This window comes from Pararhizobium sp. LjRoot238 (genome assembly GCF_964252955.1).
Taxonomy (GTDB): domain Bacteria; phylum Pseudomonadota; class Alphaproteobacteria; order Rhizobiales; family Rhizobiaceae; genus Pararhizobium.
Genome location: NZ_CAXUPP020000004.1, coordinates 244,397 through 265,408, shown reverse-complemented (window position 1 = coordinate 265,408; position 21,012 = coordinate 244,397). Strand labels below are relative to the sequence as shown.

The 21,012-nt window shown below is 61.9% G+C and carries 20 protein-coding genes and 2 pseudogenes; 18 read left to right on the top strand and 4 right to left on the bottom strand.

The window, feature by feature from the left end; genetic code table 11:
- Positions 1-262: 262 nt before the first annotated feature.
- Positions 263-1,330, bottom strand: coding sequence for an IS110 family transposase (locus ACSQ3F_RS27570; protein ID WP_436103351.1), 1,068 nt, complete (start codon positions 1,328-1,330; stop codon positions 263-265).
- A 364-nt stretch (positions 1,331-1,694) separates the two neighbouring features.
- On the opposite strand from ACSQ3F_RS27570, the gene ACSQ3F_RS27565 reads away from it, so the two are divergent.
- The gene (locus tag ACSQ3F_RS27565; RefSeq protein ID WP_436103350.1) at positions 1,695-3,284 is read left to right on the top strand and encodes an adenylate/guanylate cyclase domain-containing protein; all 1,590 of its coding nucleotides are present in this window, start codon (positions 1,695-1,697) and stop codon (positions 3,282-3,284) included.
- A gap of 267 nt (positions 3,285-3,551) precedes the next feature.
- On the opposite strand, the gene ACSQ3F_RS27560 is transcribed toward ACSQ3F_RS27565, so the two are convergent.
- The gene (locus ACSQ3F_RS27560; protein WP_436103349.1) at positions 3,552-4,406 is read right to left on the bottom strand and encodes a D-amino-acid transaminase; all 855 of its coding nucleotides are present in this window, start codon (positions 4,404-4,406) and stop codon (positions 3,552-3,554) included.
- A 370-nt stretch (positions 4,407-4,776) separates the two neighbouring features.
- Here ACSQ3F_RS27560 and ACSQ3F_RS27555 point away from each other — a divergent pair, with 370 nt between their 5' ends.
- The 14 genes and pseudogenes from ACSQ3F_RS27555 to ACSQ3F_RS27490 form a co-directional block, all read left to right on the top strand.
- A complete protein-coding gene (locus ACSQ3F_RS27555) occupies positions 4,777-5,757 on the top strand; it encodes a TRAP transporter substrate-binding protein (protein WP_436103348.1) in 981 nt (326 codons plus the stop codon).
- Positions 5,758-5,823: 66 nt separating this feature from the next.
- A complete protein-coding gene (locus ACSQ3F_RS27550; RefSeq protein ID WP_436103347.1) occupies positions 5,824-6,357 on the top strand; it encodes a TRAP transporter small permease subunit in 534 nt (177 codons plus the stop codon).
- A gap of 4 nt (positions 6,358-6,361) precedes the next feature.
- Positions 6,362-7,666 carry a TRAP transporter large permease gene (locus tag ACSQ3F_RS27545; RefSeq protein WP_436103346.1) on the top strand — a complete coding sequence of 435 codons (1,305 nt, stop codon included), beginning with the start codon at positions 6,362-6,364 and terminating at the stop codon, positions 7,664-7,666.
- Between the two features lie 15 nt (positions 7,667-7,681).
- Complete coding sequence (gene pxpB, locus ACSQ3F_RS27540) at positions 7,682-8,398, top strand: 5-oxoprolinase subunit PxpB (RefSeq protein WP_436103345.1); 717 nt, start codon at positions 7,682-7,684, stop codon at positions 8,396-8,398.
- Positions 8,395-9,354 carry a biotin-dependent carboxyltransferase family protein gene (locus ACSQ3F_RS27535; protein ID WP_436103344.1) on the top strand — a complete coding sequence of 320 codons (960 nt, stop codon included), beginning with the start codon at positions 8,395-8,397 and terminating at the stop codon, positions 9,352-9,354. The genes pxpB and ACSQ3F_RS27535 overlap by 4 nt, the downstream gene beginning before the upstream one ends.
- Positions 9,351-9,989: a GntR family transcriptional regulator gene (locus ACSQ3F_RS27530; protein ID WP_436103343.1), complete on the top strand. Its 639-nt coding sequence runs from the start codon at positions 9,351-9,353 to the stop codon at positions 9,987-9,989. The genes ACSQ3F_RS27535 and ACSQ3F_RS27530 overlap by 4 nt, the downstream gene beginning before the upstream one ends.
- Positions 9,986-10,957, top strand: a complete 972-nt coding sequence (locus tag ACSQ3F_RS27525; protein ID WP_436103342.1) for an NAD(P)-dependent oxidoreductase — start codon at positions 9,986-9,988, stop codon at positions 10,955-10,957. Before ACSQ3F_RS27530 ends, ACSQ3F_RS27525 begins: the two co-directional genes overlap by 4 nt.
- Positions 10,954-12,204: a hydantoinase/carbamoylase family amidase gene (locus tag ACSQ3F_RS27520; protein ID WP_436103341.1), complete on the top strand. Its 1,251-nt coding sequence runs from the start codon at positions 10,954-10,956 to the stop codon at positions 12,202-12,204. Before ACSQ3F_RS27525 ends, ACSQ3F_RS27520 begins: the two co-directional genes overlap by 4 nt.
- Positions 12,201-12,884, top strand: a complete 684-nt coding sequence (locus ACSQ3F_RS27515; RefSeq protein ID WP_436103340.1) for a GntR family transcriptional regulator — start codon at positions 12,201-12,203, stop codon at positions 12,882-12,884. Before ACSQ3F_RS27520 ends, ACSQ3F_RS27515 begins: the two co-directional genes overlap by 4 nt.
- Entirely contained in the window at positions 12,884-14,071 is a 1,188-nt protein-coding gene (locus ACSQ3F_RS27510; protein WP_436103339.1) for a M24 family metallopeptidase, read from the top strand. The genes ACSQ3F_RS27515 and ACSQ3F_RS27510 overlap by 1 nt, the downstream gene beginning before the upstream one ends.
- Positions 14,072-14,092: 21 nt before the next feature.
- Positions 14,093-14,506, top strand: a complete 414-nt coding sequence (locus ACSQ3F_RS27505) for a VOC family protein (RefSeq protein ID WP_436103338.1) — start codon at positions 14,093-14,095, stop codon at positions 14,504-14,506.
- A gap of 176 nt (positions 14,507-14,682) precedes the next feature.
- Complete coding sequence (locus ACSQ3F_RS27500) at positions 14,683-15,462, top strand: LamB/YcsF family protein (RefSeq protein ID WP_436103337.1); 780 nt, start codon at positions 14,683-14,685, stop codon at positions 15,460-15,462.
- Positions 15,463-15,477: 15 nt separating this feature from the next.
- The gene (locus ACSQ3F_RS27495; RefSeq protein ID WP_436103336.1) at positions 15,478-16,404 is read left to right on the top strand and encodes a dihydrodipicolinate synthase family protein; all 927 of its coding nucleotides are present in this window, start codon (positions 15,478-15,480) and stop codon (positions 16,402-16,404) included.
- A 224-nt stretch (positions 16,405-16,628) separates the two neighbouring features.
- A pseudogene (locus tag ACSQ3F_RS27490) lies at positions 16,629-16,886 on the top strand (transposase); the annotation flags it as partial.
- A gap of 218 nt (positions 16,887-17,104) precedes the next feature.
- Here the strand turns inward: ACSQ3F_RS27490 and ACSQ3F_RS27485 are convergent.
- Positions 17,105-17,599, bottom strand: a complete 495-nt coding sequence (locus tag ACSQ3F_RS27485; protein WP_436103370.1) for a LysR substrate-binding domain-containing protein — start codon at positions 17,597-17,599, stop codon at positions 17,105-17,107.
- Positions 17,600-17,669: 70 nt separating this feature from the next.
- On the opposite strand from ACSQ3F_RS27485, the gene ACSQ3F_RS27480 reads away from it, so the two are divergent.
- Positions 17,670-18,820 (top strand): IS3 family transposase gene (locus tag ACSQ3F_RS27480; RefSeq protein WP_436102719.1). Its coding sequence is split into 2 segments (ribosomal slippage): positions 17,670-17,937 and positions 17,937-18,820, totalling 1,152 coding nucleotides; the frame shifts between segments, so codons are not numbered across the junction.
- A gap of 35 nt (positions 18,821-18,855) precedes the next feature.
- Here the strand turns inward: ACSQ3F_RS27480 and ACSQ3F_RS27475 are convergent.
- Positions 18,856-19,242 (bottom strand): annotated as a pseudogene (locus ACSQ3F_RS27475) (LysR family transcriptional regulator); the annotation flags it as partial.
- Between the two features lie 128 nt (positions 19,243-19,370).
- Here ACSQ3F_RS27475 and ACSQ3F_RS27470 point away from each other — a divergent pair.
- Together ACSQ3F_RS27470 and ACSQ3F_RS27465 are read left to right on the top strand one after the other, a co-directional pair.
- Positions 19,371-20,075, top strand: a complete 705-nt coding sequence (locus ACSQ3F_RS27470) for an SDR family oxidoreductase (protein ID WP_436103335.1) — start codon at positions 19,371-19,373, stop codon at positions 20,073-20,075.
- Positions 20,076-20,083: 8 nt separating this feature from the next.
- Positions 20,084-21,007 carry a DMT family transporter gene (locus ACSQ3F_RS27465; RefSeq protein ID WP_436103334.1) on the top strand — a complete coding sequence of 308 codons (924 nt, stop codon included), beginning with the start codon at positions 20,084-20,086 and terminating at the stop codon, positions 21,005-21,007.
- Positions 21,008-21,012: the final 5 nt, after the last annotated feature.

Genomic DNA, 21,012 nt, shown 5'->3' with positions numbered 1-21,012 from the left:
TCCAATGAAAGAACACAAGGGGGCAGAACACCTTCAATTGGCGGCTTTCCCTGGGTTCGGTTTTGTTTGGACCGGCATTGGCGCCGACCGGCAAAGTGTTTTCTTCGGCGCGACAGACGTCTGCCGTTCGGTACGCAAACCAGTCTCCAATGCGTGACCCTGATGCCGCTCTTGGCTTCGGTCACAGAGTGGCGTTCGGCTCCCGGTTTCCCATTCTCCTCGAAGAGCGCAGCCCAGCCTTGCCGGGCTCGCTAAGACATTATCAGGACAGCCGGGATATCGTTGACGTGCCTTCGGTGGTTTTGGTGCCGCGCGGCTCGTAAGCGCGCTGGTCACGCAGGATCTGGAAGGCGATCGTCAAAAGCTTGCGCTCAATAGCCACCCGCGCCTTGTTTGTTCCTCTGATCTTTAGGTGTTCGTACTGGGCACGAAGTTGCGCATCGCTGGCGATGGCGGGAGAGACCGCTTCCACGAAAGCCCAGCGCAGCCACTTGTTGCCCTGCTTGATGATCTTACCGTGAAAGGTCTTGCCACCACTCGAATAGGTCGACGGCACAAGCCCGGCATAGGCGGCAAGCTTCTTCGGTGACCGGAACCGTGATATCTCGTCGATCTCCGCATCGATCAACCGGGCGAAGAACTCGCCAATGCCAGGGATCGTCTTCAACAGCTTCACATTACCATTGGCCCTGGTCATCGCCCGGATCGTCGCTTCCGACTGCTTGATCCGCTCATTGATATCGCCGATGAAGTCGAGACCACGGTCGATCTGGATGCGGTCGATCGGCGAGACGTTCACGTCAGCAAGCTGGATGCGGCCAGCCTTGCCGAATAGGTCACCGAGCTTCTTCAACTGTGCCGTCTGTTCCGGATAGCGATCAAACACCGTGACAATGCGGTTCTTCGTCATCGTGCGCAGCCGGACATAGAATATCCGCTCACGAAGCGCGATGCGCAGTTCTCTCGCGCGCTCGCCTGGTGCCCAGGCCTCCGGCACCAGATCGGCCCTGAGCAGATGGGCCAGCACCGTCGCATCGATCTTGTCGGTCTTGATCTTGGCGTCGGCGATCGCCTTGACCTTCAAGGGATGGGCGAGAACGACATCGTCACAAATGTCGTCGAGCCAGTCGTACATCACCATCCAGTTGCGGGTCGCTTCGACAACCGCATGCGAGTTCTCCCGGTAGCGTTCCAGAAAGCCGCCCAGCGACTGGCGATCGTTCTTCACCCGGCCGGATCGGAGCGTCTTGCCGCTGCTGTCCTGCACCACCAGATGACTGTAGGATTTGTGGTAGTCGACCCCGATATGGTAATCATAAGAGGCAGTCATGCCTCCAACTCCCTTATTGAGATCTGCGAAACCCCAATAAGGTAAGCCGAAAGGCCGGAAGTGTGACTGTCCCTCGATCATCATCTGCATCTCAGTGATCCGTTCTCTCACGGGCGCGGCCTCTTTCATGCCACCTCCTCGGGAACCTACGCAGGACCGCCGCGGTAGACGTTCCTCCAGTACTGGCTGGCCAGGCGGGCGAAATTTTGGTCATAGAGTATCGGCACAAAACGGGCGCTCCGACCCGACGGCGTTGTCCCAAGCCTCCGGGTCTCGTATTTTCGCATCAAGCGCGTGCAAAACCGTTGCACAGATCTACGCGCCATGCTGTAGGTTGCATCGATCACCCGTGTGCAGAAACCAGATGGCTGTTCCCGACGAGTTGCGACAGAACCTTGCCGAGAGCCGCTTCGGAGTGCGGCTGCTCGTGCTGCTCGTGCTGATAATGATCGCCGGTCTTCCGCTCGCCGTCTGGCTCGACATCAACAGCCTCTCGCGCGATGCCCTGCAGCGGCAGGCGCAGGACATGAGTTCGCTGATCACCAGTATCCGCTCCTATTATGCGACGAACGTGGTGGGCCGGGTGTTGGCCGCCCATGCGGAGGGACAGGCGGCCGATACGGTAATCTCGCACAACTACGCGACCATCCCCGGTGCGATTCCGCTGCCAGCGACGCTCTCGCTGGAACTTGGCGGCGTCATCAAGGAGCAACAAGCCAACATCTCCTACCGCTTCATCTCCGACCTGCCGTTCAAGAACCGGGCTGCGCATCCGATGGATGCCTTCGAGACCTCGGCGCTCGCCACGCTGCGGGCGGATTCGAAGCAGACCGTGGCGAACATTGCGCGCGACGGCTTCAACAACCTTTACCGCATGATCACGCCGGTCGTCATGGGGCCGGCTTGCGTGGCCTGCCACAACAGCCATCCCGAAAGCCCGAGAACGAACTGGAAGGTCGGCGACGTACGCGGCATCCAAGAGGTGTCGATCACGCAGCCCTTCGCCCGCAACGCCTTCGCCTTCAAATATCTGCTGCTCTACTTTTTCTTCGTCGCGATCGTGGGCATGACCTTCGTCGTGCTGCAGCGGAGGCATGCGCGCGTCATCAAAAACTTCAACCGCGAACTGGAAGCGGCCAATGAGTTCCTGGCCAGCATCTCGCTTAAGATTTCGCGCTATCTCTCGCCGCAGATCTACAAGAGCATCTTCAGCGGACAAAAGGACGTGGTGGTCCACACCGAGCGGAAGCGGCTGACGATCTTCTTTTCCGACATCAAGGATTTCACGGCGACCACTGAGCGGCTTCAGCCGGAAGCGCTGACGGAGATGTTGAACGAATATCTGACCGAGATGTCGAACATCGCGCTCGCCCATGGCGGCACGATCGACAAGTTCATCGGCGATGCGATCCTCGTCTTCTTCGGTGATCCCGAGACGAAGGGAGCGACCGAGGACGCCAAGGCCTGCATTCGCATGGCGATGGACATGCAGCAGCGGCTGGGCGAACTGAAGGCCAAGTGGCGCAACGATGGCACGGAGGAACCCTTCGTGGTGCGCATGGGGATCAACACCGGCTATTGCAATGTCGGAAACTTCGGCAGCAACGACCGCATGGACTACACGATCATCGGCGCCGAGGCGAACCTCGCCGCACGGCTGCAGAGCATCGCCGATGGCGGCAAGATCGTCATCAGCTACGAAACCTATGCGCTGGTGCAGGATATCGCCGATGCGCATGCGCTGCCGCCGATCACGATGAAGGGCATCCAGCGCGAGATCGTGCCCTATATGGATGGCCTGATGGCGGGCGCCGACAGGAGGGCCCGAATCCTGAGCGAGCATCTGGCCGGGCTCGACCTCCATCTCGACATCGGCCAGCTCGATCCGGAGGAGAAATTACGCGTCCGAAAGGCGCTGGCGGACGCCATGGCCGCGCTCGATAGCACTCCATGATTGCATCGCCTTAATTTTTCGAAGGGCGCAGCTGGATATGAAAAAGGCACGATCGGCAATGCTGCTTCTTCAGGTACTATGCGCCACAAAGCATCACTGCTTTCAATTCACAGCCCGATCGCAACCTATTCATCTGCACCGCAAACACTTGAGCGCTTGCGACCATCGATAGCCCCGTGAGGCCGCCAATGAAACTTGGCGCATAATCGCCCGGTCAAGACCCGTGACACGCCCACACCAGCGATGTAGATCCAACGTATATCTGCGTCAGATCGCACTGGCGAGGCGGTCGGTAATGTAAAGCTCCAGCAGCTTTTTTGATACGGGACCCGGCTTGCCGTCGCCGAGCACCCGGCCGTCGATTTTCACCACCGGCATCACGAAGCTCGTGGCCGAGGTGATGAAGGCTTCCGCCGCATCCCGCGCTTCCTGCGGGGCGAAGGCGCGTTCCTCGACGGCAAGCCCCGCCTGTCGCGCCAGATCCAGCACCGAACCGCGGGTGATGCCGTGCAGCAGTGCGTTGGAAAGGCCACGCGTCACCAGCACGCCCTGTTTGGTTACGATATGGGCATTTGCCGAGGTCGCCTCGGTGATTTTCCCGTCCTCGACGAAAAGCGCGTCGTCGGCGCCCTGCCGGCGGGCTTCCATCTTGGCGAGCGATGAATAGAGAAGCTGCACTGTCTTGATCTGGCGGTTTGCCCATCGCCCCTCCGGGTAGATGATGACTGATATGCCGGTCTGCCGTTTCGGATTGTCGATGACGGTGCGGGCCTGCGTGAACATCACGAAGGTCGGGGCCAGGTCGCCGGAAAAGAGGAAATCGCGGTCATGCGCCCCGCGTGATACCTGCAGATAAATCAGCCCCTCGGAAACAGCGTTACGGGCGAGGATCTCGCGATGCAGGGCGAGCAGTTCCTCGTCCGTCAGCGAAAAGGGTATCTCGAGTGCTTCCAGCGAACGTTTCAGCCGGCCGGCATGGTCGGCATAATCTATCAGCTTGCCGCCGATGACGGCGGCGACCTCATAGACGGCGTCGGCGAACATATATCCACGGTCGAAGATGGAAACCTTGGCCTCGTTTTCCGGCAGCCACTCGCCATTGAGGTAGACAGTACGGATCATTTCGGGAAGTCCTCGTGCGGGTTTGTCTCTGGAGTTTCAGGTGGATCGTCCGGCCCGTCCCGGTATTCGGTGCGAAATACGGTTATCCGGACGGTTGCGTTTAGTTCATCCGGTTATCGAAAGGCCGAATAAAACGCCTTGTAAACAATTGGTTGGGTTATTCATCCCGTCCAGCGAAATCCCCTCGACGGCGGGCGGGGCTATTTTCTGAGTAATTTTTCAGCGGCTTCTTGCGCAGCCAAAAAAATCACCATATGTTGCTTTTGTTCGGAATACGATCTGTATACCGAAAAAACAAAAAGAATTCTGATCCGCTCAGCCGATCCTCCCAAGCCGGTGCGGCGGACGTCAAAAGAGGGGTTCCCGTATCATGAAGAACGTGCTTTGCGCGGGTGTCGCCGCGTTGATTGCTGCCATTGCCGTGCCCGCGGCCGCAGAGACCGCCTGGGATATGTCCGTCGTGTGGCCGGAGGGCAATTTCCACACCAAGAACGCGATGAAATTCGCCGAAACCGTCAAGGATGTCACGAAGGGCGAGGTGGTCATTACCGTCCACTCCGGCGGTGCGCTGGGTATCAAGGGGCCGGAAGGCATGACGGCTGTGCGCGACGGCATCGTGCCCATCGCCGATATTCTGATGAGCCAGCAGGTCGGCGAGGCGCCGGTCCTCGGCATTGAAACACTGCCCTATCTGGCGCCCACCCTGCAGGATCTGGCGCTGCTGCACAAATTCTTCCGGCCGAAGATCGAGGACGTTGCAACCTCGATGAACCAGAAGCTGCTGTACATGGTGCCGTGGCCGGGCCAGGCGGTGTATTCGCCGAACAAGATTGAGAAGATCGAGGACCTCGCGGGCCTTAAGATCCGCGTCGTGGATGCCAATGGCCACAATTTCTTTGCCGCACTTGGCGCGGCGCCGGTGCAGATGCCCTGGGGCGAAGTCGTACCCTCGCTTGCCGCCGGCACGATCAACGGCGTTACTACCTCTTCATCATCGGGCGTCGACGGTGCTTTCTGGGAGTTCATGAAGAGCATGAGCACTTTCAACTGGCAGGCGTCGAGCAACATCGTCACCGTCAACCTCGATGCCTGGAACGCGCTCGCGCCGGAAACCCGGAAGGCAATCGAGGATGTCTCCAAGAAGCTGGAGGGCGAATTCTGGCTCGTCAGCCGTGCCGAGGACGAGGACAAGCTCGCCATCCTCAAGGAAAAGGGAATTGCCGTCGAGGCGCCGTCGCCGGAACTGCGGGCAGCGCTGATCGAGCGGGCAAAGCCGCTGTGGGACGACTTCAAGACGCGGGTCCCCGACGCCGCTCCTTATATCGACGCGTATCTCAAGGCGCAGAAATAGGGCGTCGACCAGCCGCCGTTCGCTGCGGCGGCTGGTCATCCTCCCTGCTGTTTTCGGAGAATGGCCATGAATACAGGATCGCATTCACGATTTTGCGCGGTCGTCGGCCTCATCGACCGGTCGACCGCCTTCGGCAATATCATTGCAGCCCTTAGCCTTCTGGCGATCTTCGTGCTGATCGCGGGTGAAATCATCATCCGCAATCTCAGCGGCTTTTCGCTGAGCTTTTCTTGGGATTTTGCGGCCTATCTGATGGGAAGTACCTTCATGATGGCCGCCGCCAGCGCGCTGAAATCCGGCTCGCATGTGCGCGTCACGGCGATCACCGAAATTCTGTCGCCGCGCGGCGGCCGAATGCTGGACATGCTGGCCTGCCTGCTGGGGCTCGCCATCAGCGTGGCGCTCACCTACGCACTGATCGAGATGGCGTGGCTTTCCTTCCAGCGCGGTTCCACCTCCTCTTCCGTCATCCGCACACCGCTCGTCTATCCGCAGGCGGTCCTGGCGGCGGGCGGCGTGCTTCTAACGCTGCAAATGGTTGCCCAGTCTCTGCGCCTTACCCGCGGCGAGACGCTCACCACCGGACCGGGACTGGAGTAGGACAATGGGGCAGGTTTCTCTAAGCCTTCTTGGTCTCATGAGCATCATCCTTGGGACCGGCGTGTGGATCGGCATCGGACTGATCGGCACGGGTGCCGCGCTGCTATGGCTCTTCCGGCCATCCATCCCGTTCTCGAAGCTGCTGGCCCAGCAGTCGTGGAACACGCTGGTCTCGCCGGAAATGCTGGCGCTGCCGCTCTTCATTCTGATGGCGGAAATTCTCTTTCGGACGAAGATTTCCGAAGCACTGTTTTCGGGCCTGGCGCCTTGGCTGCGCCGCGTGCCCGGCCGCCTCGGCCACATCACCGTCATGGGCTGCACGCTGTTCGCCTCGGTCTGCGGCTCTTCGGCGGCAACCACGGCGACCGTCGGACGCATCACCGCCAGGGAACTCATCTCACGGGGCTATGACCGCGACCTCGTTACCGGCAGTCTTGCCGGCGCTGGCACGCTCGGCTTTCTCATTCCGCCGTCCACCATCATGATCATCTACGGCGTGATGGCCGAGGAATCGATCCTCAAGCTCTTCATGGCCGGCATCCTGCCCGGCCTGCTGATGGCGGCCGCCTACATGGGTTATATCGGCATTCGCGCGCTCATGGATCCCGCCCTCGTCGGCGCAACGCCGCCCTCGACGCGGCTTGTCGAAAAGCTCGTGGCGTTAAAGGATCTCGGCCCTCTGCTGCTTCTGATCGTCGGCGTCGTCGGCTCCATGTATGGCGGCATCGCTTCGCCGACCGAGGCGGCGGCGGTTGGCGTTGCCGGATCGATCGCGATCGGCTTCTTCCAAAAGACGCTCACCGTCAAGGGGCTGCTGGAATCGGCCCGGCAGGCGGCGGATTCCTGTGCCATGATCGGCCTCATCATGGTTGGCGCCATGTTCCTGTCCACTGCCATTGGATATCTCGGCCTGCCGCGCTACATCGCCGGCATGATCGAGGGCTGGGGACTGTCGCCCTTCATGCTGATCCTCGTGCTTCTGATGTTCTACATCATTCTCGGCACGGTGATGGAAGGGCTCGGCTGCATCGTTATGACCCTGCCGATCACGCTTCCGCTCGTCATGGCCGCGGGCTATAGCAAGATCTGGTTTGGCATCTTTATCGTGATTGTAGTGGAAATGGCACAGATCTCGCCGCCGGTCGGCTTCAACCTGACGGTCATCCAGCGGCTGACCGGAGACAGCATGGCGCGCATCACGCGGGCAACCATGCCGTTTTTCCTCATCATGACCGCCTTCGTGATCCTGATCGCGCTGTTTCCCGGCATTGTCACGGCCGTACCGGACCTGATGGCGCAGGCACGTTGAAGGCAGCATGAGGACATGACAGCGCGTATTCTGCCCTGCGGCGCCCGAGCTCTGACGGTCGAACTCTCCGACCGGATAAGCGAGGAAATCAATGCCGCCATCATTACGCTGGCGGATGATCTCGCCGCGCGCCCGATACCGGGTGTCGAGGAGACAGTGCCCACCTACCGCTCGCTGATGGTGCTCTACGATCCCGCCATCGTGCGTGGCAAGGCGCTTGGCGCAGCACTGCTGGAACGGCTGGGGGGGCTGAAGGCTGATGCCGCAGGTCACCGGCGCTTCCATGTCCCGGTCGTCTATGGCGGGGCGGTGGGGCAGGATCTCGACGCGCTCGCCGCCATGAAGGAGATGACGCCGGACGAGCTGATCGCGCTGCATTCCTCCGCCGAATACCGCGTCTATATGATCGGCTTCGCGCCCGGCTTCGCCTATCTCGGCGGACTGCCGGAGCGGTTGCACACGCCGCGCCTGCCGGTGCCGCGTCAGCGGATCGAGGCTGGCGCCGTCGGCATCGGCGGCAAGCAGGCCAGCATCAGTTCCGTGGCCGGGCCAAGCGGCTGGCGCTTCATCGGGCAGACGCCCGTTCGCCTCTTTGATCCGGTCCGGCTTCAGCCGTTCCTGCTGGCTGCGGGCGACAGGGTCCGGTTTCGCCCGGTTGGCGCGGAAGAGGCGCGCGACATCGAGGCCCACATCGCCGCCGGCGGAACCGGCATGGAGGAGGCCGCGACATGAGTGGCACGCTGACCATAGAACGTGCCGGCCTGATGATGACGGTGCAGGATGCCGGTCGGACCGGCCTGCTGCGCTACGGCGTTTCAGCTTCCGGCGCCATGGATGGCGAGGCCTATGCGATCGCCAATGCGCTGGTGGGCAATGCGCCCGGCGCCGCCGTCGTCGAGTTCGCGATCACCGGCGGCGCGGTTCGCACCAGCCGCGACTGTCTCGTTGCCGTCACCGGCGGCGCCAGTGACCTCCGAATCGACACGCAGGCGGTTCCCGGCTGGGAAAGCCATCTCCTGAAAGCGGGAGAGGTGCTGACGATCGGCACCATGCGTGGCGCGGTGTGGGGCTATCTTGGCGTCTCGGGCGGCATCGTTACGCCACCGGTGCTCGGCAGCCGCGCCACGCATCTGCGCACCGCCCTCGGCGGACTGGAGGGCAGGGCGCTTGCCGCCGGCGACTGCCTGCCGCTTGGCGAGGAGCCGGGTGCATCGCCGCTTCGCCTCGGGATGCTCTTCCGCCGCAAGCCGGGGCCGGTGCGTATCGTGCCGGGACCGCAAGACGATTACTTCGGTCGCGATGCGTGGGAGACCTTCCTCTGCTGCCCCTTTACCATCTCCGCCATGCGTGACCGCATGGCAATGATGCTCGACGGACCGGCGCTTTGCGCCGCTGGGGGGCACGATATCGTCTCCGACGGCACGCTTGCCGGGTCCATTCAGATCCCGTCGTCCGGCCGCCCCATCGTGCTGATGGCCGACCGCCAGACGACGGGCGGCTATCCGAAGATCGCGACGATCGCTTCGGCCGATCTCAACCGGTTGACGCAGATGCCGAGCGGCGAGCAAATCCGTTTTCGGCGGGTTTCGCAGGACGAGGCCGAGGAGGCGGACATCGCGGCCCGTCGCCAGTTTGAAACCGTGCTCGCCACGCTGGAAGATGTCGAGACGGGAGGAGGAGCATCATGAACCAACCCCTGGCCTATCAGGCGCGCGACCGCATTGTCGAAATGATCCTGTCGGGCGAACTCGGCCCCGGCGACACGCTGTCCGAGGGCCGCCTCGGCCTGCTGCTCGACATGTCGCGTACTCCGGTGCGCGAGGCGATGAAGCGCATCGAGGCCGAAGGCCTTGCCGCCCGCGAGGGCCGTTTCCTGAAGGTTCGCCGGCTGACCTGCGACGAGGTATGCGAAATCTTCCTGTTGCGCGAGACGCTCGAAACCCATGGCGCGCGCGCCGCCGTGGGGCTTTCGCCGGCCGTCCTTGAAGCCATGCGCGCCCGCATCGAAGCGCTGATGCTGGTCGGACCCGGTGAGGAGCATTGGCGTATCGACGACGACTTCCATCACATGATCGCCGCCGCCAGCGGTAATCCGGTGCTCGTGTCGACCGTTGAGGCGCTACGCCTGCGCACCTGCATGTTCGATTACGGTCGCGTTCCGGATCGCTTCCTGAAGGGGTGCCGCGAGCACCTGGGCATTCTCGATGCGCTTCGCAGGGGCGGCGGGGAGGAAGCCGCACAACTCATGGGCGCCCATATTTTGCGGGCGCGGAACGCCATTCTCGCCCATCTTGAACATTATGAGGAAAGAAAAGGCCAATGAAGTGCCTTATTGTTCAGCCGGTACATGCCGACGGGCTCGATCTTCTGGTAGCCGCGGGTATCGAGCCAGTGATCTGCCCCGATCCGTCGCTGGAAACCGTCGCAGCGCTGCTGCCCGGCTGCGTCGCCGCGATTACTCGCGATGTCGGCTTTCCGGCGGTCTTTTTCGATGCCGCCGACACCCTTAAGGTCGTGGTCGTGCATGGCGCTGGCCACGATGCCGTGGATAAGAGAGCCGCAACCGAAAAGGGCGTGCTCGTTTGTAATTCGCCCGGCTTCAACGCCCGCTCGGTGTCGGAACTGGCGCTCGGCCTTGCGCTTGCGGCGGCGCGGCTCATTCCAGCGGCCGACCGGGAGGAGCGCGAAGGACTCCACGGTTTCCGTGAGCGCGGCGTCTTCAGCGAGCTTTCCGGCAAGACGGCGCTGATCGTCGGTTTCGGTGCGACGGGGGCGGGCCTCGCCCGCATGCTGGAAAGCGCGTTTGGCATGCGTGTGCTGGTCTTTTCTCCGCGTGCTCCCGATGTCGGCGGCTTCGCGCGTGTCGCATCGCTGGAAGAGGGGCTGCGTCAGGCCGACCTCATTTCGCTGCATACGCCGATGCGGGAAGACACGCGCGGCCTGATCGGCGAAGAAACGCTTTCGCTCGTCAAGCCGGGGGCGATCCTCGTCAATACGGCCCGTGCCGGGCTGGTCGACGAGATGGCACTTGCGCAGGCGATTGCCGACGGTCGGATTGCCGCCGTCGGCCTCGACGTCTATTCCCACGATGCGCCGGTCGGGCCGCTTGGTCAGTCGAACCGCGTTATCTTTACGCCGCATCTGGGCGGTGCGACGTTGGAGGCGCTGAAGCGCACCGCAGTCGGTTCGGCGCGTAACGTGCTGACCGCGCTTTCGGGCACCACGCCCGCTACCGCCGTCAACGCGCCGATCGGCACCTATGCGACGCATGCAGAAAGGATCACCTCATGATCGAAACGACGATCGCCCGGATCATCGAGGAGGTGAATAGCCTCAGCCTTCCCGGCCCCGGCTATACGCGGCCGTCGTACAGCCCCCTTGAAACGCAAGCCCATGCCATCATCGCCGCGGAGGCCGAAAAGCTCGGCATGACGGTGACCAGGGATGCCGGGTCCAACCTGTTCGCCCGCATGCCCGGCCGCGACCGCGCCGCGCCGCCGCTCTTCATCGGTTCGCACCTTGATACGGTGCCGATGGGCGGCGCCTATGATGGCGTTGCCGGCGTTGCCGGCGTCGCAGGCGCGATGGCGCTGGCTGCATCCTTTGCAGAAAGCGGCGAGATGCCGCCGGTCGATCTCGTCGTCACCGTCACCCGCGCCGAAGAAAGCGTCTGGTTTCCTGTCTCCTATATCGGTTCGCGCGCTACGCTCGGCCGTTTGACGGCACCCGAAATGGAAGCCCACCGCGCAGATACCGGCGAAACGCTCGCCCATCACATGCGCCTCGAGGGTGGCGATCCGGATGCCGTGCTGAAGGGGCCGGGGTTGTTGCCCGCCAGCTTCGTCGAAATCCATATCGAACAGGGGCCGGTGTTGCACCAGGCTGACGAACCTTTCGCGCTGGTCAATGGCGTGCGCGGCGGTCTGCGCTACCGCAATGCCGGGATTGACGGCGTCTGGGCCCATTCCGGCGGCGCTCCGCGCGCCGAGCGCGCCGATGCCGTCTTTGCCTTCGCCGATCTGGTGAGCGTGCTCGACCGCCATTGGGCCGCCGTGCTTTGCGAAGGCCTCGACCTCGCCGTCACCTTCGGCCGGGTCGATGCGGCGAGCGACGAGCACGCCTTCGCCAAGGTGCCGGGACGGCTGGAATTTGCGGTCGATATTCGCTCCGGCGAGGGCACGGTACTCCACCAGATGGATGCTATCCTGAAGCAGGAGATCGCAGCCATCGAGGCGCGGCGCGGCGTGCTTTTCCGGCTCGGCGCGCAGTCGTGCAGCAAGCCGGCGAAACTGTCTTCGGGGCTGAATGCCCGCATCGCCGAAGGGGCGGCGCGGCTCGGCCTTGCCCCGCGCGTGATGCTGTCCGGCGGCGGACACGATGCGGCCGTCTTTGCCACTGCGGGCTGGGACAGCACCATGCTCTTTATCCGCAACTGGAACGGCAGCCACAATCCTGACGAGGGCATGGACGTAAAGGATCTGGCGGCCGCCGTTCGCGTACTTGCTGCCACCTTCGCCGACAGGCAGGCACGCGCATGATGGAACAGAGCCTCACCGCCGCCGACACAGACGACCGGGAAACGCTGGCCGATCGCATCTATCGCGACATCAAGAGCGCCATTCTGGAAGGCCGCATTGCCGCCGACGAACCCCTCAGCGAAAACCAGCTCGCGGCGGATGCCGGCGCCTCGCGCACCCCGCTGCGCGTCGCGCTGTCGCGGTTGGAGCAGGAAGGCGTCATTAAAAGGCTCGCCAACGGCACGCTGACGGTGCGCGCCGTCACGGTGGAGCAATTGCTGCATATCGTGCAGCTGCGCCGGCTGCTGGAAGGCGCGGTCGCGGCGCGCGCGGCGGAACGGACCCACCAGATCGGGGCGTTGCATCCCGCACTTGCCGCCATCCGCCCGGTCATGCAGGCCTATGGCGATGGCGCCGACACGGCCTTCGACGAATTCTGGCGGCAGGATGACGCCTTTCACAGCGCTGTCGCGGAAGCGGCAGGGCTAACGCTCTGGCCCGTCATGCTGGCGGAACTCAGGGAAACTGCACGTCGCTGCACGATCACCCGCACGCATGACCGTTTCACCGACCAGGCACGCGAGCACTTGGCGGTTATTGCCGCAGTTGAGGCCGGCGATGCGGACGGCGCGAAAGCGGCAATGGAAGCGCATTTCGCCAGCGTCCGCGCACGCTTCCTTGACTGGCTGGCGAGACCGTGATGCCTCAGGAGACAATTATCCCGACCGACCTGATCCACCTGCGCGGCATGGAAGCAGCCTTTCCTGCCGCCGAGTTCGAAAGCCGGCAGCAGTGGGCGCGCGCGGCAATCGCCACTGCCGGCCATGAAGCGCTCATCGTCACCTCGCCGGAGACGATCTACTGGCTGACGGGCCGCCAGACGGCGGGCTATTTCGCCTTTCAGGCACTCGTCCTCCCGGCGGAAGGGGAACTGGCGCTCCTGGTGCGGCAGCTCGAATTGCCGGGTGCCATCTCCAATACATGGCTTGCTGACGTCACCGTCTATCAGGACGGCGAGGATCCGGCAGCTGCGCTTGCCGCGCTGGTGCGGCGGCTCGGCCTTGCCAATCCGGCGTTGGAAAGGAACGGTTGGTTCGTCTCCCCGCTGATGGCGGAGCGCATCGAGGCGGCGATCGGCGCGGGTCCGCTTTCGGACGGTTCGGCCCTTCTGCCCCCACTTAGAATGGTGAAGTCACCCGCCGAACTCGAGGCCATCCGCAAGGCCGCGGTTTACGCGGAGACCGGGCTTTCCGCGGCGATTGCCGCCTGCCGCGAGGGTGTCGATGAAAACGCCGTCGCTGCCGCCATGATGGCCGCCGCCGTTGCCGCCGGGTCTGAGGCCTTCGGCATGGAACCGCTCGTCTCGTCGGGACCGCGCAGCGGCCTGCCGCATATGACATGGCGGCGCCGTGCGATGGAAACGGGCGATGCGGTTTTTCTGGAAATGGCCGCAAGCCATGCGCGCTATCATTCGGCAATGATGCGTACCGCGTTCATCGGCCGACCCTCGGACGAAGCCGCGCGGATGATGGATTGCGCGCTGGTGGCACTTGAGGCGGCGCTCGCCGCCATCCGGCCCGGCGTGCCTGCGAGCGCGCCGCACGACGCGGCCCAACGGGTGATCGACGCGGCCGGCTATACCGCCGCCTTCCGTAAGCGCATCGGCTATTCCATGGGCGTCGCCTTTGCGCCCGACTGGGGTGAGGGCACCATTCTCAGCCTCTTTACTAGCGTCGACACCCTTCTCGAACCGGGAATGGTCTTTCACTTGCCCGCCACGCTTCGCGCCTACGGCCGTTTCACCGTCGGCGCCTCCGAAACCGTCATCGTGACCGAAAGCGGTTGCGATGTTCTGTCCACCCTGCCGCGCGGCATCGCCGTGCGCTGATTACCCCACAAGGAGTTTTCCATGCGTTCGCTGTTCCACCTTGCCTATCACGTCACCGACCTCGACGAGGCGCGCCGCTTCTATGGCGACGTGCTCGGCTGCGAGGAAGGCCGTTCCACCGATACCTGGGTGGATTTCGACTTTTTCGGTCACCAGATCTCGCTGCATCTCGGCAAGCCTTTCGAAGTCACCCGCACCGGCAAGGTCGGCGACCATATGGTGATGATGCCGCATCTCGGCGTCGTGCTGCCGCTTGAAGACTGGATCGCGCTCGCCGCGCGTCTCGAAAAGGGCGACATCGCCTTCGACATTCCACCGGTCGTCCGCTTTTCCGGCGAACCGGGCGAACAACGCACCATGTTCTTCTTCGATCCATCGGGCAATCCGATTGAGGTCAAAGGGTTCAAGGATTTCGACAGCGTTTTCGCGCATTGATCGAGTGGTAAAAACCGCATACCCGCCGTTGTTCTCATCACTGGCGCGCTCGCGGTATCCTGCAAGCCACCGTGGATACGGCGCGCGGCTACTGAACGAACTGTTCGATACCACCATTCATTCGTCAGCACACAACATCGCATCCCGCAGGACGCGCTATCCAGGAGACAGAGGGTATGGCCTCGATTGATCTCAACTGCGACATGGGCGAAAGCTTCGGTGCCTACACGATGGGCGACGACAAGGCTATGCTTGAACTGATCACCACGGCCAACATCGCCTGCGGCTTTCATGCCGGTGATCCGGTGGTGATGCGCAAGACGATCCTGATGGCGAAGGAGCGCGGCGTGGCAATCGGCGCGCATCCCTCCTTCATGGATCTCTACGGATTCGGGCGCCGGCGCATTTCCGGCGAGCGGCCGGAAGACCTCGAGGCCCAACTGATTTATCAGATCGCGGCGATCCGCGGCATGGCGGAGGCCCTCGGCTGGCCGATCACCCATGTAAAAACGCACGGCTCGCTCGGCAACATGGCGGCCGAGGATGCGGTCCTTGCTGACGTCTGCGTCCGCTCCGTCGCGGTCGTTGATCCTTCGCTCGTCTTCGTGACCTTGCCTTATTCCGAAACCATGAAGGCGGCCGAAAAGGCCGGGCTGAGGATCGCCTGCGAGATATATGGGGACCGCACTTATACCGACGAGGGCCGGCTGACGCCGCGGTCCGAGGTCGGCGCGGTGATCCACGATCCACGGCAGAGCGTCGATCAGGTGCTCTCCATGGTGCGCGACGGCCGCATCCCCACGACTGGCGGCGGCAAGCTACCGGTTGAGGCGGCGACGCTCTGCATGCATGGCGACACGCCGGGCGCAGTGGGCATGGCGGCCGCGCTGCGCGAGGCACTGGTGGCGGAAGGTGTGACGATCGCCCCCTTTGCCCGTCCGAAAACCCGCTGCTAGAAACTGGAGGAAACGATGCCTCACCTGATCGACCGCAACACATCCGGCGTCTACATCATCGCCGCTACGCCATTTACGGATGACGGAGCCGTGGATTTCGACAGTATTGATCGGTTGGTCGAGTTTTACCGGGAGACCGGCGTCACCGGCATGACCATTCTTGGGATGATGGGCGAAGCCGACAAGCTGACGCCGGAGGAGCGACTCTCCGTGCTCGACCGCTTCATGCGCCGCGCCGGCGATCTGCCGGTCGTGGTCGGTGTCTCCGATGCCGGGCTCGGCAATCTGGCCGCGCTTGGCCGTGCCGCCATGGACAAGGGAGCGGCAGGAGTGATGGTTGCGCCGTCGCGAGGGCCGGCGCGCGAGGATCGCGTCATGTCCTACTTTCATCAGGTCTGCGCCGCCCTCGGCGCCGGCGTGCCGATGGTGTTTCAGGACTTCCCGCAGACGACGGGCGTGCCGGTTTCGCCGCGCACCATTCTGGAACTCACCCGCGACCTGCCGCAGATCGTCATGCTCAAGCATGAGGATTGCCCCGGCCTTGCCAAGATTTCCGCCGTGCGTGCCGCCGAGGAGCAAGGTTTTCCGCGCGTGTCGATCCTGTGTGGCAATGGTGGGCTCTATCTGCCGCAGGAACTCGCCCGCGGGGCGGATGGCGCTATGACCGGCTTTGCCTATCCGGAGGCGCTGGTCGTAACAATCAATCTGTTTCGGGCAGGCAAGGCGGAGGAAGCGGAGGATATGTTCGATGCCTATCTGCCGATCCTGCGCCACGAGCAGCAACTCGGCTTCGGCCCTGGGCTACGCAAGATGATCCTCATGAAGCGCGGTGCGATCGCGTTCGCCGCCACCCGCGCGCCGGGACCGAAACTCTCCGCGGTCGATATGGCGGAACTTGAGCGGCTGATGACCCGCACGGAGCAGAAGCTCCGGGCTTTTTAACTAGCCTCCGTCCATAAACCGGCATATTTTGTAGCGTTTGCAAGCACTTGCCGTATGGCTGTATTGCCTTGGAGGTCACGGACGGGATCAGGGGCGCTGGTTTTCGTCAGAGCGGAGTTGCAAGGGGTGATCGCGCGCACGCCATGGGGGCCGGCATGGGCCGGTGCGAGGCAGTTGCGACGCCGGGTCGGCATCAGGTCGGATTGAGGCCCGTGAGGAGGACCTTTGCGCCTGTCGGTACCGAGCTTTGCGAGCTGGCGGGTGCTGCCGGGCTACGCTGGACGGTGGAGGAGTGCTTCCAGCGCACAAAGGATGATCTCGGCCTCGATCATTGCGAGGCGCGTTCCTGGCATGCCTGGCACCGACACATGACACTCGTCATGGCGGCTGCAGCCTTCCTCGCCAAGTTGGGAGCCGACTTGCGCCGCAGCGCCGGTGGCAAACCGAACGAAACGAGTCCAAACCCGCCAATCGCCGCCTGACCAACAAATTTGCGCTTCTGCCCAGCGTCGCAGAGATCCGTTATCTGATCACACGCCTCCTGTTGTGGCCGCCGATCAGAGTCCCATTCATTCTCGCGTGGTCGCTCTGGCGACGGAAGCATCAAGCCATCGCAATGGGCGCTCATTACAAAATGAGACATCGAACGCAACTGTAGTAACTAAGCGGCCGTTGCCAGCGTGTGTGGCTTAGCTGCAGTTCATCGCATGGCGGCGCTGGCAAGCCAGCTTCGAACTGCCGCAACGGAATGTGGATGCCGGGGCTTACGTGGTGATACTACGTAGAAATCCGAGCCTACGCGAAGTTCCGTTGGCAACACCCGGAGGAGACGTCCCGAGGCTATGTCATCCTCAACAAAGAAGGTACTGGCCAAAGCTAGCCCCTGACCGGCTACTGCAGCCTCGATTGCCAGCGAGGTCTGATTGAATCTGATGTTCTTGACAGCCGCCATCGTCGTCCTCCTCAAAAGCGCCGACTCCAGGTACTGCGGCCAGAAGTTATGGGCATCGTGCAGGAGCGGATACCGAGCGATGTTGTCGTCATCGCTCGGTGCGCCGAGCTTCTCCACCAGTAACGGACTGCCAACGGCCACAATGATCTGATCGAACAAAAGGTCGGCGTTCAGCCCCGGTCCGAATGGCGGACAGCCATAACGAACCGCAAGGTCGACTGCATCAGTCTGGAAGTTCGATATCCGGTCGCTCGCGAGGATGGACTTGCTTCGGAAAAGTGGAGAGGTTTTCTTGAGTTGAAAGGAAACCGGAATGCCGAAGCAGAAGAATTTTACGAAAGAATTTGAGAAGGAGGCAGTGCGCCTAGCGCAGACGAGCGGCCGGACGCAGCGCGAGATCGCCCAGGATTTGGGCGTCGGCCTATCGACGCTGGTGCGCTGGATCGGCCGTAGCCGTGATCAGGCGATGGATGCGCCGACAGGGGCGGCTGCCACCGAGGACATGGTGGCCGAGTTGAAACGGTTACGCCGGGAGAACGAAATCCTGCGGCAGGAACGCGAGATATTGAAGCGTGCCGCAACTTTTTTCGCCAAGGAGGGAAGTCGATGAAGTTCCGCTTCATCGACCAGGCGAAAACGGAATTCCCCGCATACCGTCTTTGCAAGGTTCTGGGCGTCAGCCAGAGCGGCTATTTTGCCTGGAAGGATCGACCCGCCAGTCGTCGGCAGCACGAGGATATGGTGATGCTGGCGCATGTGCGCTCGGCCTATGCGCTTTCTCACGAGACCTATGGCAGTCCACGCATGACGCGAGAATTGCAAGACTGCGGCTTTGCCATCGGTCGACGACGAACTGCCCGGCTGATGCGAGAAAATGGCCTCCATGCCCGGCAAAAGCGGCGGTTCAAGCGCACCACGGATAGCCAGCATGCGTTTCCGGTCGCGCCGAACATCATCGATCAGGACTTCGCTGCGACCGGGCCAAACCAGAAATGGGGTGTTGATATTTCCTACGTATGGACCCGCGAGGGTTGGCTCTATCTTGCCGTTGTCATCGACCTGTTCTCTCGCCGCGTCGTCGGCTGGCATGTCGGCGATCGGCTACATCGCCAACTGGCAGTCAATGCTCTTCGAAAAGCCATTGTCATGCGTCGTCCAAAGCCTGGCCTGATCCATCATTCCGATCGCGGCAGTCAATATTGTTCGATTGACTATCAGGCGCTGCTGCGCAGCAAAGGCATTCTGATCTCGATGTCAGGAAAGGGAAATTGCTACGACAACGCGATGGTCGAAACGTTCTTCAAAACGTTGAAATCAGAACTGATCTGGAGGACCATCTATCAAACGCGAGACCACGCCGAAATTGCCATTGCCCGTTACATCGACGGCTTCTACAATCCCGTTCGCAGGCACTCGGCGCTTGATTATTTAAGCCCCGCACACTTCGAGAGACTGGCCGCATGATCTGAAATCGCCTCTCCACTTTTCCGAAGCAAGTCCAGGATGCGCAGATCGATGTCCGGATGGGCGGACGTGAAATCCGGCAATCGAGGTATTAGCCATTTCGAGGCAAAGCTGGGGGTCACACTTATCGTTAGGTGAAGCGGTTCCGGCTTCAGTGCGTCGGTTGCTTCGGAAATAAGCTCAAAGGCACGTCGGACGTTTGCCACGTAGCTACGTCCGGCCTCGGTCAAAGCAAGCGTTCTCGGAAGCCTCTCGAAGAGCTTCAGCCCCAGCTCAGCCTCAAGCCCTCTTATCTGTTGCGCCACAGCGCCTTGAGTCACGCCAAGTTCCTCAGCCGCCACGCGAAAGTTCAAGTGGCGGGTGACCACCTCGAACACGCGAAGACCGTTGAGAGAGGGAAGACGTCGGAAGCTTTCTGCCATTCGATAGATTTTCTACTGTATAACGAGAATGGAACTGGTTCGTATTGATGGTTCTCGAATGATATCACGCTTCGCATGGAACTGTAGACCGCGATCTGATGCGGAAATCTAAATCACAGGAGAAGGCGATGACTGTAGAAAAGGTAGCTATCGTAACAGCGGGTGGAAGCGGTATGGGCGCGGCTGCGGCGAAGCGCCTTGCTGCCGACGGCTTCAAGGTCGCGATCCTTTCGTCCTCCGGCAAGGGCGAGGAGTTCGCGAAGGAACTGGGCGGCGTCGGCGTCACCGGTTCCAACCAGTCAAACGATGACCTTCGCAAGCTCGTCGATCTCACAATGTCCGCTTGGGGACGTATCGATGTCCTCGTGAACAGCGCCGGTCATGGACCTCGCGCCCCGATCCTTGAGGTCACCGATGAAGACTGGCAGCGCGGCATGGACGTCTACTTGATGAACGTGATCCGCCCGACGCGCATGGTGACACCCCACATGCAGAAGCAGAAATCGGGCACGATCATCAACATCTCCACGGCCTGGGTCTTCGAACCAAGCCCGATGTTCCCGACTTCCGCTGTGTTCCGGGCAGGGTTGGCATCCTTCACGAAAATATTTGCGGATACCTATGCGGCCGAAAACGTCCGGATGAACAACGTTCTTCCGGGTTGGATCGACAGCCTGCCGGCGACCGAGGAGCGCCGCGACAGCGTTCCGATGAAGCGCTACGGCACGAGTGATGAAGTTGCCGCGACCATCGTGTTCCTCGCTTCCGAGGGTGCAAGCTACATTACGGGCCAAAGCATCCGCGTCGATGGCGGCCTCATGCGATCAGTGTGACACATCCTATGACGACAAACTCGAAGACCTTGGCCTACGTCGCCTTCGCGGCGCTAGGCCTGATCTGGGGCAGTAGCTTTATCTTCATGAAGTGGGCTGCCGTCCTCATTGCGCCGACGCAGATCGTTCTGCTGCGCGTGCTGTTTGGCTTCGTTCCAGTGCTCCTGTTCGCGCTGGCCACAGGGGCGATGAGCAAGAGGCATCTGCGCCACGCCCATCACTTCCTCATCATGTCCGTCTTCGCGTCGACGCTTTACTATATTGGCTATGCGAAAGGTACGGCGCTGCTTCCATCCAGCATCGCCGGAATGCTCAGCGGATCGATCCCGCTTTTTACCTTCCTGGCCGCTTGGCTCTTCCTACGGGAGGAACCTCTTAACGCCAAAACCATCGGGGGCACGGCCCTGGGCTTTATTGGTATCCTGCTGATTGCCCAACCTTGGAACGCCGGGGTGAGCCAGGTCAATTTCCTCGGCGCACTCTACCTTTTGGGAGGATCACTGTGCGTTGGCGCGGGGTTCGTTTATGTCCGCAAGTTCATATCGCCCCTGGGAATCCCACCGGCCGCTCTCGCTGCATACCAGCTCGCGCTGGCCCTGCTGACACTGCTGGGGACGACCGACTACACCGGAATGGCAGCCATCCTAACCGATAACTGGGCTCTCGTTGGTGTTGTATTTGGCCTTGGGCTGTGTAGTACCGGCATCGCATTTATCATCTATTACTTCATCACCCAGGAGTTGGGAGCAATCGTTGCATCGAGCGCGACCTACCTCCCACCAATCGTGGCGCTTCTGATCGGTGCACTCTGGGTTGGAGAACAGATACAGTTCATCGACATCGTTGCAATGGCAGCGATCTTGATCGGCGTCGGTATACTGCAATCCGGACGCAGAGCCGCAAAACCGAAAGTGCCAGTTCCTCAATCGTAAGAGCC